8 protein-coding genes and 2 pseudogenes are annotated in these 15,606 nt (G+C 63.8%); 4 read left to right on the top strand and 6 right to left on the bottom strand.

Annotated elements, in window-relative coordinates; genetic code table 11:
• Window positions 1-18: 18 nt before the first annotated feature.
• Window positions 19-316: pseudogene (locus tag BLQ91_RS20145) on the top strand (transposase); the annotation flags it as partial.
• Between the two features lie 542 nt (window positions 317-858).
• Here BLQ91_RS20145 and BLQ91_RS42140 read toward each other — a convergent pair.
• From BLQ91_RS42140 to BLQ91_RS20110, 6 genes and pseudogenes are all read right to left on the bottom strand, one after another.
• Window positions 859-1,353: pseudogene (locus BLQ91_RS42140) on the bottom strand (transposase); the annotation flags it as partial.
• Between the two features lie 251 nt (window positions 1,354-1,604).
• Window positions 1,605-1,955, bottom strand: coding sequence for a helix-turn-helix domain-containing protein (locus tag BLQ91_RS42135; protein ID WP_218130330.1), 351 nt, complete (start codon window positions 1,953-1,955; stop codon window positions 1,605-1,607).
• A 261-nt stretch (window positions 1,956-2,216) separates the two neighbouring features.
• Window positions 2,217-5,399, bottom strand: a complete 3,183-nt coding sequence (locus tag BLQ91_RS20125) for a restriction endonuclease (RefSeq protein WP_090098552.1) — start codon at window positions 5,397-5,399, stop codon at window positions 2,217-2,219.
• Window positions 5,400-5,406: 7 nt separating this feature from the next.
• Entirely contained in the window at window positions 5,407-7,416 is a 2,010-nt protein-coding gene (locus BLQ91_RS20120) for a site-specific DNA-methyltransferase (protein ID WP_143022726.1), read from the bottom strand.
• A 43-nt stretch (window positions 7,417-7,459) separates the two neighbouring features.
• A complete protein-coding gene (locus BLQ91_RS20115) occupies window positions 7,460-8,242 on the bottom strand; it encodes a DUF4391 domain-containing protein (RefSeq protein WP_176959841.1) in 783 nt (260 codons plus the stop codon).
• Window positions 8,239-11,073, bottom strand: coding sequence for a DEAD/DEAH box helicase (locus BLQ91_RS20110; RefSeq protein WP_090098547.1), 2,835 nt, complete (start codon window positions 11,071-11,073; stop codon window positions 8,239-8,241). Before BLQ91_RS20110 ends, BLQ91_RS20115 begins: the two co-directional genes overlap by 4 nt.
• Before the next feature lie 1,602 nt (window positions 11,074-12,675).
• Between BLQ91_RS20110 and BLQ91_RS20105 the strand changes: the two genes are divergently transcribed.
• From BLQ91_RS20105 to BLQ91_RS20095, 3 genes are all read left to right on the top strand, one after another.
• Entirely contained in the window at window positions 12,676-13,356 is a 681-nt protein-coding gene (locus tag BLQ91_RS20105) for an excalibur calcium-binding domain-containing protein (protein ID WP_090098545.1), read from the top strand.
• A 182-nt stretch (window positions 13,357-13,538) separates the two neighbouring features.
• Window positions 13,539-14,402, top strand: coding sequence for a peptidase inhibitor family I36 protein (locus BLQ91_RS20100; RefSeq protein ID WP_245733684.1), 864 nt, complete (start codon window positions 13,539-13,541; stop codon window positions 14,400-14,402).
• A 335-nt stretch (window positions 14,403-14,737) separates the two neighbouring features.
• Window positions 14,738-15,580: an NYN domain-containing protein gene (locus tag BLQ91_RS20095; protein WP_090098543.1), complete on the top strand. Its 843-nt coding sequence runs from the start codon at window positions 14,738-14,740 to the stop codon at window positions 15,578-15,580.
• The last annotated feature ends 26 nt before the right edge of the window (window positions 15,581-15,606 follow it).

Below are 15,606 nucleotides of genomic sequence, written 5' to 3'. Positions count from 1 at the left end.
CCTCGCCGCCGGTGAGAGCGGTTGTGGGACAACGCCTGGGCCGAGTTCGTGCTGTTTCTGGCGTTCGATCCAGAGATCCGGCGGGTGATCTGCTCGACCAACGCGATCGAGAGCGTCAACGCCCGCATCCGCCCCCGCCGTCAAAGCCCGCGGGCACTTCCCCAACGAGCAGACCGCGCTCAAATGCGTTTACATGGCGATCATGAGCCTGGACCCGACCAGCACCGGCCGCACACGCTGGACGATGCGCTGGAAACCCGCGCTCAACGCCTTCGACATCGCCTTCGACGGCCGCTTGGCCGCCGGACGCAAATAGTCTCCTTCAACCTTAGTTACACCGTTCGTTTGACAGATCCGCAGTTAGCCGGAAATCCCTGGGGTCTACGTAGACATCAGAGAGTCCCCGGCAGCGGCCTGCCGACGGGAACTACGCGAGGAACTCGACCTCGACCGCGAGCCGCAACGCCTGCTCGTCGTGGACTGGGCGCCCAACGACGGTGAAAGCGACAAGGTGCTCTGGTTGTTCGACTGCGGAGCGCTCGGCGACGACGAACGGCGAATTACCCTGGAAGACTCCGAATTCGGCCGCTGAGAATGGGATCCGGTGCGCAAGATGGACGATTACGTCATCCCTGGTTTGCCCGCAGACTAACCCAAGCCCATAGTGCATACTTTCATGGAGGTCCGGTTTACCTGGAGTACGGACAATCACCTAGTCGATGACATCCGGCGACATCCCGAAAAGTTGCTCTTATGTGATCTAGTGCTGTTTCACGCAACCTTGATCGAGTAATGGGTCCAGGTGCGGATGGGTGAGTCGGTGACGAAGCCGGTCTTGGGTTTGGCTCGAGCGTTGCGTCAGCGGATGTATTGAATCGAAAGTGTGCGGTTGCCTTCTTCTTGGCAATGGCCTCGCAGGTCAGGAGACTGACGGGTAGGCAAGTGGACACTTTCGGTGCAATAGGTCGCGATGGCAGCGTTCTGTTCGGCGTGGCTGTGGTGGTCGGTGCCGGTGAGGGTGAAGTAGCGCAGGGTGTTGAACTTGGCCTCGATCCAGTTCAACCAGGAGCTGTAGGTCGGCAGGAACACCAGCTCGACGTCGTTGGCGGCGGCCCAGGCGTGGACGTCGGGGTGGCGGTGGGGCGAGAAGTTGTCCATGACCAGGTACAACTTCTCGCCGGGCCAGCGGGTGCGCAGCGCTTTGAGCAGCTCGAGGAACTCACCGTGGCGTTTACGGGACCGGATCCGGTAGAGGATCTTGCCGGTGGCCAGGTCCAGGGCGGCGAGCATGTGCATCACGCCGTGGTGGCGGTTGTAGGTGGCGCGTAATCGGCGCCCCGGTCGGTCGCCATGCCTTGCCCTTGCGTGGCTGAAGGTTGAGCGGCCCGAACTCGTCGATGCAGATCACCCTCCCGGCTTCGGGCGGGTGGCCGTAGAGGCCCGGGACCCGTGCATCTTCGTGAGGAAGTCCGGGTCGGTAGACGCCTTCCAGGTGGAGGTGGTCTGCCAGGACACGCCGCCGGCGTGCAGGATGCGCGCAGGGGCTCCCGGCTGATCGCCGCGACGGTGCCGCGGTCGAGCAGATGGTCGTGCAGCTGGGACAACTACCGGGTCGAGAACGTCGTGATGCCCCACGAGGCGGGGGACGTCCGGGCGATCAGGCAGATCCGCCGCCGGATCTGTTCACCGATCGTCCTCGGGCGTCCCCCGCTCCGTTTTGGGGCAAGCGCCGCTAACCCTCGCTCGTTGAACGCGTGGATCACGTCTCGGACGTAATCGGCGCTGAACTGCATCAACGACGTGATGTCCGGGACCGCCTGTCCTTGGGCCGACATCAACACCACGATCGCCCGGCGCAACCGCACCGGATCGTTTGCAGTGCGACCAATCCGGGCCAACTTTCGGCGCTCCTCCATGGACAACGGCCGGACGAACACCTCCGGACGACGAGCCACGACCACCTCCCGCTCGACATGGGAGGAAGCGTGGACCGTCAGCCCACCACGCCGATTAGCGGGTCAACGTTCCGAGATGCAGCAATAGGAGTTCAAGCCCGCAGCAACAGGCCGCCGGCTACGGCACTGTGCGGAGCGCGGCCACGAGGTGTGCCAGGTCGACCTGCAACCGATCGGCGATCGGCGAGGCGGATGACCTTGTCCACCTCCAATTCGTGCGCTGCTGCCACGTCAGACCACCGCAATCGGCATCAAAGTCCGTCATACGTACGCCTCGTCGATCACACCATCGGCTGTATTCATGCTGTCGACCTTGGCGTAGCGGAGGTCGTCAAGATCTAGAGTAACCCGGATTGCATTGAAGTGGCACTCGGCCGCGTAGATCTTGCCCTTCTCGACCGGACGCAGCAGCTCGGGGTCGATCGAGCCTTTCGTCTCGAAGACCAAGTAGCGGCTGCCGTCGGAGCGTTCGACGACGACTGCCCAGTCCGGATTGTAGTCGCCAAGTGGTGTCGGAATGATGAAAGTTGCAGGCAGCTTTACAAATGTCCTGACGTCATTGCGCTGTCTGAGTGCGACGGCGAAGGCGCGCTCAACAGCAGAGTCAACGACGATATATTTATATGGTGACTTGGAATCGAATTCGAGCGGTACGCCGTCGTCTCCAGTGATGATGTTGCCGCCCGGACCGGTGTAGCCGGCGAGGTCCGCCTCAGCGAAGATCGAGAGCGGGTACCGACGGGCAGTTTCAGGCCTGGCGTCATCGACGAGTTCGTAACGGAGGCCAGTGACGAGCAACTGTTCCTTCGCACTGTTGATCGCCTGAGTGGCCTTGTCGACATAGACCTGAGGGTTCCTTCGAAACTGCACCAGCGTGCCCGAATCGGTCAACGCCTGGGCGAGCGTCCGGCGGGTGAGCTGGGTGCGGTCGGCGAGGACGGACAGGATGTCTGGCAAGTCGTCGCGGTCCGCGTAGACCACGTCGACCCGCTCGCTGCGCATGGTTGTGCTACGCAGGCCGCCCTGGTCGATGTCGTTGACGAGGGTGGTCTCCCATACGCCCTTGCGGTCCGGCATCGGAGGCAGAGCACGCAACGCTGAGACGATGGCTGCCTGCAGCCCGGCTTCGTCGACGCTGACGCGAAACTGGGTGCGGTGCTTGATTCGCTCCCACAGTGCTTGGAACTCCGGGCTCTCCAGGCGCTCGCCGACTACTGGAACGGAGACCCGGTTGCCGGCCTTCTTGACGTCGATCGGTTTAACGAGCCGTTTGATGAGGCGCTGGACGACAAACCGAGCCGTCGCGCTGGGAACGGCCGCTGCGACAAGCGCGCGCAGCTCCTCGGTGTCGCCTGCGACGGCCTCACGCAGACTGTCCTCGACCTTGGCGACGCCCTTGCCGGTGGGCTTGACGTACTGGGCGGCGGCCAGCGCCTCGAAGAGAGCGCGGGCGATCTCGTCCCCGACCGGCACCGGCTGGGCACCGGGTGCGGGCTTATGGGTGAGGCGCGCGAAGCCATCGACGGTCACGCGGCCGAACTCGATGCCAAGATCGTCGGCGAGCTCGCGCTGGAGCTGTTCCGCGAACTCCTCGTACGACTCGTTCGCGATCACGGTGAGGCGGTTGACGTCGAAGCCGGGGACGCGTTTGCCGTCGCCGTCGACGCAGATGCGCAAGCCTCGCCCGATGCTCTGCCGTCGCCACCGCTCAGTACCCATGGTGCGCAGCACACAGATCTGAAAGACGTTCGGGTTGTCCCAGCCCTCCTGCAGCGCGGAGTGGGTGAAGATGAAGCGGATCGGGGTGCCGGGAGTGGTCAGCCCGACCTTGTCCTTCATGATCTGCTCGTAGGCCAGGCTCGCCTGCTGACGGCCCTTGTCGTTGGTCTCCGAGGTGTCCACAAGCCGCTCGGACTTGCCCTTGGACCGGTCGATAGAGAAATAGCCCTGGTGGGCGCGAGCTGCGACCGCGTCGGCGGGATCGGCCCCGAAAAGGCTGCGGAACTCCGGCGTGACGGCGATTCTCGCGTACTCCTCCTCGAATATCCGCGCGTACTCGCCCGGCTGGGCGTCGCCGTTACCGTCGTAAACGCGGTACTTCGCGACCGAGTCGACGAAGAGAAGGCTGAGCACCTTGATCGCCTTGCCTGCGACGGCGAACTCTTGCTCCTTGCGCAGGTGCTGCCGGATCGTCTGGGCGATCATCTGCCGGGCACGCTCGTCGACGCTGATCTCAGCACCGACAGCGTCATGGACCTTCAACTCGATGAGGTCACCGAAGCGGACCGATTCTGACCCGGGTACCACGCTGACCGAGTCGAGGGTGAGGTTGCGGTAGCGCGCGCGGCCGGTGACGTCCTCAAGGTTGGTCCCAACAGGCACGTCGACAGCCTTGCGCTTGATCTGGTTGCCGACCTCGACGTCAACCTCCAACCGGGCCTTCATCACGGAACCGGACCGCTTGGTCTGGAGCAGGCGGACGTATGGCGCGGCGCCACTCGTCTCGGTGACCAGGGAGTCGACCTCGATCTGCTTGACGAGGGCCTGCTCGTATGCGGCGATCGCATCGAGGCGGTAGACGAGATTCGCCTTGTCGTACCGGGGATGTGTCGCCGAGTAGCGCAGCACCGCCGTGGCATGCATGCCCTTCGCCAGGGACTGCTTGCCGACGGTGCTGTCTTCTCTGGCTGGCACACGGCCCTCGATGGCGACTCGACCCGCACCCTTCGTCTTGCGGGGATTGCCGTCATCGCCGTAAACGCTCTGCGGCTCGTCGACGATGACGATGGGGCGGGTGGCGCGGATCAGGTCCATCGGGATCTCGAAGCCAAGATCCTCAACCTGTTGGTGCACTTTGTTGGTGGCCTTATTGATCGCGGCAGCGGTGGTGATCATCACCTCGATGCCGGATGAGGTGGCGAAGGAGCGCACCCGCGAGAGGTTGCCGCCATCGAGTCGGAATGAGGAAAGGCGCTGGCCTGGGTAGAGCGCCTCAAAGTGCTCGCGCAGCAGAGCGATCGAGGTAGTCACGCCCTCGCTGATAGCGACCGAGGGCACCACGATCACAAACTTCGTGAACCCGTAGAGCTTGTGAAGCTCGTGAATCGTGCGCAGGTAAACGTAGGTCTTGCCGGTGCCGGTCTCCATCTCGATGGTGAAGTTGACCGACGTGAGCTGCTCCTCGTGGGCGAGGCCCGCGCGGTCCTGCACGGTGTGCAGGTTGGCCAGGATGACGTCGGTGTGCAGGCGTAGCCGGTTGCCGACACCGAGAGTCTCCACTCCCAACTCGGCCTCATCCAGGCCGGGCAGCATGTTGGCGTCCGGAGTCTTACGGGCCTGGACGGTGAACTGGCCGGTGAGCGAGTCCTGCCCACGGAAGAGATCGGTGACGGCGTCGATGGCGGCGCGTTGGTAGTCGAGGTTGGCCTCGAAGTTAAACTTCACGCTGGCCTCAGATGCTGCGCAGGGTCGTGACGCCGGCTTGCCGCAGCGCTGCGGCAAGGTTCAGCTTGGCCCCGGAATCGCGGAAGCCCGTGTCCCGAACCACGACGGTCACGTCGGAGTCGACCGGATCCTCCTCCCGCCACCTGACGATCGCCCTCGCAACCTCGTCCGCCTTCGCGACGTCCAGATCGCTACCAAAGAAGGCGTACAGCGTGCCAGCGAGGCTGTAAAGGGTGGATCCGGCGACCTCTCTGGTCGCGACTGGCGTCACCAGATCGATGCCCAGGCGTAGCATCATCTCCACTAGCAGATCGTCCGTACCGCGGCCGCCGACGAGGTTGTCGACGGACTCAAGTAGGTTGAGCTCAGCTGTCCCGTCCCAGGGCTTGACGTTGGAGTCAGCCAGCTTATAGGAGCGGAAGCCGGTATCGATGTCTTGCGCGTCCAGCGTTCGCTGCTGTGCAATCTGCGCACCCGCGCGACGCAGCCGCTCGCGGGTAATGTCGGCGATCGTCGTGTAGCCGTCTTTGTTCACCGGCTCGTCGAGCTGGACCAGAATGTATCGGCGGTTGCCGCCGTCGGCGGCGTTAAGATCCATTACCGCATGACCGGTCGACCCAGAGCCGGCGAAGAAATCGAGAACGAGGGCATCAGAGTTCGACCGCGTGACGAGTTTGATCCAGCGAGCGAGCACCGTCTCGTCCTTCGGGTAAGTGAACACATCTGCGCCTAGAAGGCGCTCAAGACGCTTAGATGCTGCGCGGCGATCCATGTAAAAATTTGGGAGCACACTCTGTGTGCTCGTCTCGTCGAGATAGCGCTTGAACGTCGGCCGCAGGGACTCGTCCTTGCCGAACTTGATGCGGCCTTCCTTGAGAAGCTGATTCATCCGCGGCCGTTCATAAACCCACCCGTTCGGATGCATGTTGACCGGCTTTCCTGTTACCGGGTGCATGATATCGTACTGAAGGTTGGGTCGCGGATTGGGACTTCTCAGGTCGCCGGCAAAGTACACGACTCCCGGCCGACCATCCTGTCCGTCTATCTCGTTGTAATGTGCCGAGGCCCTGCGCGGATCATCCGCCGGCAGAGATGACCACCATTTCTTTATGAGTCGGGTGGCCTCAATGGAATTCCCGCCTGAATCATCCCAGGCTTTCCGTCCCGCTGCCAAGATTGATTCCAGTCCAGGCTTCGGTTCGCGCCACTTAATATCTGCGAGCGCTCCCGCATTCTTGACATAGATCAACATGTAGTCTATCGAGGGTGAGACGAACTGAGCATCGTTCTTTCGACCGCCCTGCCACACAAGGTTGGCGATGAAGTTCTCGGCGCCGAAAACTCGGTCAAGTGTCAGCCTCAAGCGAGCGTGCTCAATATCATCAATCGCAACGATTATCGCACCAGTTTCCTTGAGCAGGTGGTGTGCGAGCAGCAGGCGGGGATAGATCATGGAGAGCCATTTTGAATGGCGAGATGAACCGGCTCGACGATCCGCGGATAGATTAGATGCGACACCGCTCTCCAATGTGCCGTTCTCATCGCGAAGGCCCGCAGTAGTCTCGATCTCGGCGCGGGAAGATCTAAATCGGTCGTCGTAAACGAAATCGTTCCCAGTGTTGTACGGTGGGTCGATGTAGATGACATCGACCGCGCCGGTGTAACTGCGGCGTAGCAGGCGAAGAATCTCTAGGTTGTCGCCCTCGATCACGATGTTGCGGGTGGTATCCCAGTCCACCGACTCGTCCGGGCGCGGGAGCAGTGTCTGAGTAGCTGGCTGGGCTGAGAGCCTGCGAGCCTCGTTCATGCCAGGCCAGCGCAGGCCGAAGCTCTCGGAGCCCTTCCGGTCGGTCTTCTGGCCGATCAGGTCGGCTAGAACGTCGAGGTCCACCGTCCCGTCAACGACAGCGTCGGGGAAGAGCCGGGCAAGGGCGTCGATGTTGCCCTGCACCTCTCCGGGGCCGTGGTGGTCGCGCTTGTCGATGATTGGCTCGAACGGTGTGCTGTCCGCGATCACGTTTCTCCTGGGGTCTTGCACCGACGATGGGGGTCTTATCGGATCACTGCGATGGGTCGGCACTGTAGAGGCTGGTGCGTACGGTAGCGATCTGCTGTCTCAAAACTTTGGCCGTGGTGTTGAGTGCGATGCGAGACTGCTGTGACCTCGCACGTTTCGCCTCCCGAGCGACGGCATCGAGCTCCGCGTGGAGAGCGGCAAGCCTATGGTGCAACTGCACCGCCTCATCAGCCCCAAGTGCGGCCGACGCGGGACGGCCTGCGGTCGCAGCGATGCGCACCAAGTCGCGATAGAGCGCCCACAGGTCGGTGCGGTCACAGCGGGTGATGTCGAGAGCACCGTCGGGCAGCTCGGTCACCGGGACAGTGATGGTTGCGTCGATAACCGAGGTCCGCTTCTCTGGATCGGTGCGGCTCACGTGAGTGAAAGCGAGGGCCAGCTCACCCGGCAGGTCGGGGCCGTCGAGGAAGAGCACCACGGGCCGAGGCATGGCCCGCTGGACTAGTTCGACCAGGCGCCGTCGGTCAGACGTGGCGATCTTCGGATTCAGCCGCAGGTGCAGGACGGCGATGTCGGAAATTTCGCGGTCGCCGGTTCCATCGCGACCGCGGTCGCGATATACGGGTACCAGGATCGTCTCCGGGCGGAGGATCCCGACCACTTGCGCCGAGGCGACGGCTCTGTCGACGAGCCTGCGGTCCGGTGTGCTTCTAGCGTCCCCGCCGACCTGGTCTCGCAACAGCCGTTTCGTAAGCCGCTCGGAGAGCCTGGCTCGTTCAGGTAGACCTAGGACGTCCGCAGGGTTGAGAGGAGTCTCCTCGTTCACGGCACCACCGCCAACCAAGCGACGACATCGACGGCGTCAAGACCGGCGGCGCCGTCGCTGATGCCTAGGATCGAGGGCCCTGGCGAGAACAAAGAGCCCACGGCGGTTTCTGTTGCCTGTCTGGAGGCTGCCCTGACGGCCACGTCGAGCAGGCCCTGGTAGTGGGTCATCCGGGCGCCGTCCATGGTCGCCCGATTGAACGCTGAGAGAGCGGCCTCGTCGGGCTCCGTGCGGTCCAGGCAGTGGCGGCGTAGGACGTCAAGGGCGAGCTTCGGTTCGTCGATGGGGTGAGCCAGCACGCCGTCGTCCCCGACGTAGGCGAGCAGGTGGGGAGCCAACGGGTAGGAACCCGGTATTGCTATTGCGTCCCCCCGAACCCGAAGTAGAAAGACTGCGCCCGGTGTAAGCCCGTCGGCGGCGAGTGTCTGATCGAAACGGGTCACGCCGAACAGCGCCAAGGGCCAGCTGGCCAGGTCTTTGCGCTGCCGCCATGGACGCGAGGCAGCATCCATGCGGAAATCACCCAACGTGAGATCGGTGATGCTCAGCCCTCCGGCAAGGTCCTCCATCGTCGGAGCGAAGTTCTGCATCTGCTCGAGCTGCTTGCGGCGGTAGTCCAGGTCGTTCATCGCATCAGCATCGAGGATGTTCTCCTCACCGGTGGCCGACACGTCGAGGAGGGTCATTCTGCTGGAGACACGCTTCTCCAAGTTGATGTAGGTGTCCAGATCGATGTCGGGCCAGAAATTGACCAGATGTACGGAGGTGTTGGTGGTGCCGAGGCGGTCGACGCGGCCGAAGCGCTGCACGATGCGAACTGGGTTCCAGTGGATGTCGTAGTTGACGACCATGTCGCAGTCTTGAAGGTTCTGCCCCTCGGAGATGGTGTCCGTGGCGATGACGATGTCGATCTGCTCAGCAGCCGGGTCGCCCCCCTTCGAGCGGGGCGAGAACGCCGTCAGCAGGCTGTGCATGTCGTTTCGCTTGCCCAGAGTGCTTTTGTTGCTGGTGCCGGTGATGAGTGCGGCATGCAGGCCGAGTTCCGCTCGCGCCCAGATGGATATTTCGGTGTAAAGGTAGTCCGCAGTGTCGGAGTAGGCGGTGAAGACCAGTGCCTTTTGATTTCCCTCGTTGGTGGGCTTCTCGGCCTTCTGTCGGAGCACATCTTTGAGTGCCAGGAGCTTGGCGTCACGACTGGGGTCGACGGCATCGATGTCGGTCAGCACCATGCGCAGCCGGTCACGGTCGTCGCGTAGATCCTGAAGCCAGGCAGCGCGGTCGATGTCGGCCAGCAGCACCTTCAGAGTGCTGCCGATGACGTCCTCCAACTCTTGATCATCGAGATCGGCGACGTCGTCGAGGCTCTCGATGGAGACACCGGTGCCGCCAGTAGCGTTGTACTCCTCCACCTTGGTGATCACTGCATCAACCTTGCTGAGGATCTTCGTCACAGTGCGGGTGAGTGATGCCACCGACGACTCCAGCCGCTTCAGCAGTCCGATGCGAAGGAGGTGGACGACGTTGGCGTCACGGTCGGACTGACGCCAAATCCGGGCGCCACCTGTACGCAGTTGCTGGTCGTAGAGCTCGGCGTACTTTTTCGCCTTGCTGGGCAGTACATATGAGGTTGGCCGGTAGGCGGCCAGGTTGAGCATGAGGAGCGCATCGTTGAGCTGTTCGGGTCGCATCAATCGACCATCGACATCGATCGGCGGTGAAAGGTTGACCGGCGCAAGTCGCTCCGGGAACTTCCCGACGTCTGCCGTGCCGTAGTACTTTTCGATATGCTTGCGAGAGCGGGCGATTGTGACCAGATCGAGCAGGCGGATGTAGTCCATGCCGAGCACGCCGACCAGTGACTTGGCCGACCTGCTAGCGGCGTCGCTCTTCTGCCAGGTCGTGAACCGCATCTGCGCCTTACGAAGTGTCTGCTCGATAGAGCTAATGCCGCCGCTCATGAGGGCATTGTCGACACCTTCGGTGGCGAAGAGAACCTGGTTCTTCAGGTCAGCCAAGCGAGTGTTGACCGGGGTGGCGCTGAGCATGAGGACCTTCGTCCTCACCCCTGCCTTGAAGACTTCGTTCATCAGCCGCTGGTAACGGGTGATGTGCCCCTTGAGCTGCGGGTTGTTTCGAAAGTTGTGGGATTCGTCGATGACGACCAGGTCATAGTTGCCCCAGTTGACATGGGCTAGGTCGATGTCACCTGACCTGCCGTCGGCGCGGCTGAGGTCGGTGTGGTTGAGCACGTCGAAGGCGAATCTGTCGGTAAGCAGTGGATTGCGGGCGTCGTTGGCGCGGAAAATCGTCCAATTCTCCCGCAGTCGTTTCGGTGCTAGCACGAGGACGCGATTGTTGCGCAGCTCGTAGTACTTTATTACGGCCAAGGCCTCGAAAGTCTTACCAAGGCCCACGCTGTCGGCGATAATGCAGCCGTTATGGAGTTCCAGCTTTTCGATGGCGCCGAGTACGCCATCGCGCTGGAACTTGTAGAGCTTTTGCCACACCGCGGTGTTGAAGAAGCCGGTCTTTCCTCGCTCCTCGGTCTCGTCGCCTGCCTCGCTCACGAAGTCTGAAAAAAGTGTGATCAAAATTCGCAAATAGACTGATTCGGGCGGGTTGTCCCGATAGAGCAGATTGATCCCTGTCAAGAACCGCTCGTGCGCCTCCTCGCTGGCGTGCTCGTTGCGCCAGATCTTCTCAAAGTTCGCGGCGAGCCGCTTGACGTCGGCAACATCGCTGATCTCTTCCGGAAAGATCAGATCGTCCGACGGCACCAGCCCGAGCCCTTCGGCGTCGAGACCAGACCCACTCACGGCGTACGGAAACATTCCATCGACGCTTACCCACGATTGCCGTGTACGCCTCGTCAGCCTACGGACCTGCAGTCGTTCTCTGGCCCACTCGGCACAGTCCCTGGCGATTCGATGCTGATCTAGTCTCGCGCGGAGCCGGTGCTCATTTCCCAGGCCATTAAGCGGGTGCGTTTCCAGCGATCCATCCCATAGGAGCAGGCGGCACGGAATGTCTGAGGCATCCTTCATGATAGCGTCGTATACATACACTGAGAACGACTCGCTCAACGCGTCTACCCTCGCCGCTCCGGTGAGGTGGCGACGAAGACTGTCGACGATCGGTCCAATGGCTCCTGCGTCTGCCACGTTAGCCCTCACCGCTGCTGGTATCTTGGCCAACCGCCAGGGTTCGCGCGGGTGGCGTGTGGACACCGATCTTAGGGGTTCCTAGCTCGGTGGGTGACCATGCTCATCATGCACAGAGAGAGCCCTTCATCATGACAGTGCAGTTCACAAGGCAGGCTGGGTGGCGGGAACGGGGCAGATGAGGCGAGCCAGGCTCGAAGATCCATGTCGTGACCGACTGCGCGGGGCTGCCGCTCGCAGTCGGTGTCCAGGCCGCAAACCTGCACGACAGCCAGGCACTCCAGTCGATGCTCCGGGCGATCTCTCTATTCGCTCCCGAGGCGGTCCGCCCGCTTTCCGTCCCGCCAAGCTGTACGCGGACAATGCCACGGCATCGACCACTTCCGCTGATGGCTGCGCGACCGCGCGTCATCCCGCGCATCGCTGCAAGGGAATAGAGTCATCACAACGACGTGGTCGTCACTGATAAGTGGTCGGACGCGTAATTTCCTGATTGTTCGGCTACCCCGCCTGATCATCCGCTACGAGCGCAGTGCTGCCAACTACTGCTCCTTCGTCACCCTGGCTGCAGCGCTGACTGCTTCAAGCAGCTCATCAAGGCAACCACGTGAGACTGATTCTTAAGCCCTCCTGTGTCCGACTTATCGGTGAAGTAACCGATGGTGCTTTCGGCAGTACCCCCTGATCGCGAGGCCGCTGCTCCTGCCACGCCGCTGGGAGCAGCGGCCTATGCGGCGCGAATGGCTAATGAGTACGACATTAGGGAACGTATTGCCTGAGCAGTCCCGCGAACTCCTCCAAGGTGGCCAGGTAAGAAGTGGTTACCAACGGCTTTGATCAGCAGTTCAGGCCCTTGAGCAGCCAAAACAGAGTGCTCATGCTGTGTAGTCAGGTCCACTTGAAGAAGAACCCGCCTGACTCCGGTCAGGCGGGTTTTCTGCTTCCCGGAGCGGTTGCGGCGAAGCATGGCGTCATGCCGACCGACGATTGGGCTGTTGTTCGGATGTCGCGTTTGCGGACGCGATCGCTTCGGAGCTTATGGACGGCTATAGGCACGTTCGGAACGGCACCCCCGACGCATTATTTCCGGCCTCCGGAGTGGCCGGTCAGCACTCCAGGGCACGTCCAGTCCGTCCGTAGCGTCGGTGTCAGGTTGGGACTGCGCGACCGCACCAAGGCCGCGCTGTATGTGTAGTCGCGTGGATTGACTCGATCTAGGCCGTCCGGGTGACGGTGGTAACGGTGCGTGGCAGGCCTTGCGATGGCACGGCCATGACCGTTCTCAAGGAAGCCGTGATCGTGGCCGCGGCTCTGCTCGTGGTGTCAGCCTGTGCCACGCAGCAACCCACCCGTCTCGCGGCCGATGCGAGCACCACGAGCACGACGACCACCACGGCCTCCCCGACCACCACGACGACGACGGCCCCGCCGGTGACCGTTCTGTCTGTTGTGGACGGTCGGACGGTGACCTTGTCCAACGGCACCAACGTCCAGGTCGCGGGGCTCGCCCAGCCCGGGGAGTGCTGGGCCGCGTCCGCGGTCGACTTCGCGACGAAGACCCTGGTGGGCAAACCGGTTCAGGCCGTGGGGTCGCGGTTGCTGCTGGACGGCAAGGACTACGCCGTCGTCGCGGCCGCCGAGGGCGTCGCCCGTGCCGTGGCCGGGGCGGATGCCGCGGTGGCGGCGGCGGAGGCCGCGGCCAAGCAGGCCTCGCTCGGGTTCTGGGGGCCGTCGTGCGGAGGGCTCGACGTGAAGCCGGCGCCTGTGGCACCGCCACCCGTTGTGCCGCAACCGGTCGAGACCCAGCCGGAGCCCGCTCCCGCGCCGCCACCGGCCGCGTACTACGCCAACTGCTCCGCCGCGAAGGCCGCGGGCGCCGCGCCGCTGTACCGCGGGCAGCCCGGCTACCGCGCCGCGCTCGACCGGGACAGCGACGGCGTGGCCTGCGAATGACCTCGGTGCACTGACAGATCGGTGGCCGCGGGTGTCAGTGGAATGTCAGCGCTGCTCGGGACTCTTCGACCGCAACGAAGCTTCCCCTGCACAAGCGGGGTCCCGGCGATGTCGATCGGGGGGCGGCCGGGCGCGGACCAGCGCCCGTCGCGCCGGGACCGTGAACCGGAAACAGGTCAACAGTGCTGAAGAAACTCACGTTCGTGACGTTGATGGGCGCGCTGGTCAGCGCGTCCTTCGGGGCGGGTGTCGCCAACGCGGCGGACCGCGACGGGTCCTGCGACTCGGGCGAGTTCTGCCTGTACTACAACAGCGACCAGGCCGGCTCGGTGTCCGACTTCACCGGTTCGGTCGCCGACTACGGGGACTCGCAGCCGAGCTGCTACGAGTTCAAGGGCGCGGGCAACGGCAAGGGCGTCTGCGTCAAGAACAACGCCGCGTCGGTCTGGAACAAGACCAACAAGGCCGTCACCGTCTTCTACAACAGCAACTACGGTGGCGCGAAGCAGACGTTCGCGGCCGGCGCCAAGGGAAACCTCAAGGCGGAGCTCAAGAACGAGAACGCCTCGCACCGCCTCGGTGACGCCGGTGGCGACCCGGATCCGGCTCCGGGCACCTACCCCGCGCCGGAGACGAACCCGCACCCGGAGGCGACGGCGCGGGCGCCGCAGGCGACCAAGCGCACGCAGTTCATCGACGACCAGATCGCCGCGAAGACCGGCGAGAAGCAGTGCTGGGTGGGCGACTACCGCAGCTACGAGTCGTCGACGAGCAACCACAACACGGGCAACGCGCTCGACTGCACCATCTCGAGCGCGATCGGCACCTACCCGACGGCCGCGCAGAAGGCGCAGGGCTGGAAGCTCGCCTACTGGCTGCAGAAGCACGCGGGCAAGCTGGACGTCCGGTACGTGATCTGGCAGGGCAAGATCTGGAGCGTCGCCCGCGCGTCCGAGGGCTGGCGCAACTACACCGCGGGCACCGGTGTCACCGCTGGTCACTACGACCACGTCCACGTCTCGGTGCAGAACCCGCACGGCGACTGACCCGAACGTGGACAAGGGAGGCGAGCGCTGCCTGGCGCTCGCCTCCCCGGCGTTCAGGACCCCAGGTCGTGGACCATCAACAACGCGAGAGTAGCCGGACGTCGGTGGGGTCGACGGGGTTGTAGCCGGTGAGCTCGGCGACGCGGCGGCTCGGAGCGATGGCCCGTTCCGGTCTGGTTTTGTGCACGAAAGGGGGAGCCCTGTGTTGTGCACGTGCCTGAGGAATTTGACCCTGTCGTGTGATGGAAGGTGGGGACGGCCACTGCGCCCGACCAGAATCGGACGTTGTGGACAGGTTCGAGACGGTGCTCGAGGGGAAGTAGTAACCTCATCTGGTGGGTGAGACCGTCCGGATCGGAGTGTTCTACGACGGCACGTGGTTCGCCTACCTCAGCGATTTCTACGCCACGGCACACCCGAGAGGCGCGCGGATCGCGCTCGACGGCCTGCACGACGCGCTGCGCTGGTTCGTCCACACCGAGACGGGCCGCCCGCTCGACGAGTGCGTGGTCGCCGAGGCCCACTACGTCCGCGGTCGCATCGAGACACCCGCCGAGTCGTTCGACCGGGCACTGGCGGCCGCCGGCATCACGCGCCACGACCTGCCGCTGCACAACGGCAAGGAGAAGGGCGTCGACGTCCAGCTCGCCCTGGAGGCGTGGGACCGGGCGACGACGGTGCCGTTGCAGTGGGTCGTGCTGCTGACCGGCGACTCGGACTTCTCCCCGCTCGCGGCCAGGCTGACGGCCCGGGGTGTGCACGTGGTCGTGCCGGTGGTGGACATCAGGACCGTGCAGGCACCGCCCGCCTGGACGCCGCGCACCGCCGCGCCGCTGCGGGCCGCGGCGCCCTTCACCCCCGGTTTCGACGCGCTGTTCGCCCCCGGTGACCAGGCCGACTACCCGCTGCGGCGTGCGTTCGTGCGGTCGTCACAGGCCGTGGCGTCCCCGGTCGGAGCACCGCGCGGGCGCAGGAAGGGCACCGTGGCGAGCTGGAAGACCGGGCAGGCGCACGGGTTCATCACCGACACACGCGGCGGCTCGTGGTTCGTCTCGCGCGACGAACTGCCGGCTGGGCTGACGCTGCTGCTCGCGGGAACGCCGGTGTCGTTCACCGGGTCGCCCGCGCCGATGCCCGGCCGCAAGTACCCGCGCGCTCAGGCGGTCCGGCCCGAATAGGCCTACCTCGCGCAGGGGACGGTCCG

The sequence above is a fragment of the Lentzea jiangxiensis genome, from assembly GCF_900104175.1.
GTDB classification, from domain to species: Bacteria; Actinomycetota; Actinomycetes; order Mycobacteriales; family Pseudonocardiaceae; genus Lentzea; species Lentzea jiangxiensis.
Note: the sequence above shows the minus strand (reverse complement) of the source record. Positions and strands in the feature narration are given on the sequence as shown.

What these genes read in the sequence shown, in the direction of transcription:
- BLQ91_RS20110 (WP_090098547.1), bottom strand. Translation starts at nt 11,073, where the DNA reads ATGTTTCCGTACGCCGTGAGTGGGTCTGGTCTCGACGCCGAAGGGCTC.
- BLQ91_RS20105 (WP_090098545.1), top strand. Translation starts at nt 12,676, where the DNA reads ATGACCGTTCTCAAGGAAGCCGTGATCGTGGCCGCGGCTCTGCTCGTG.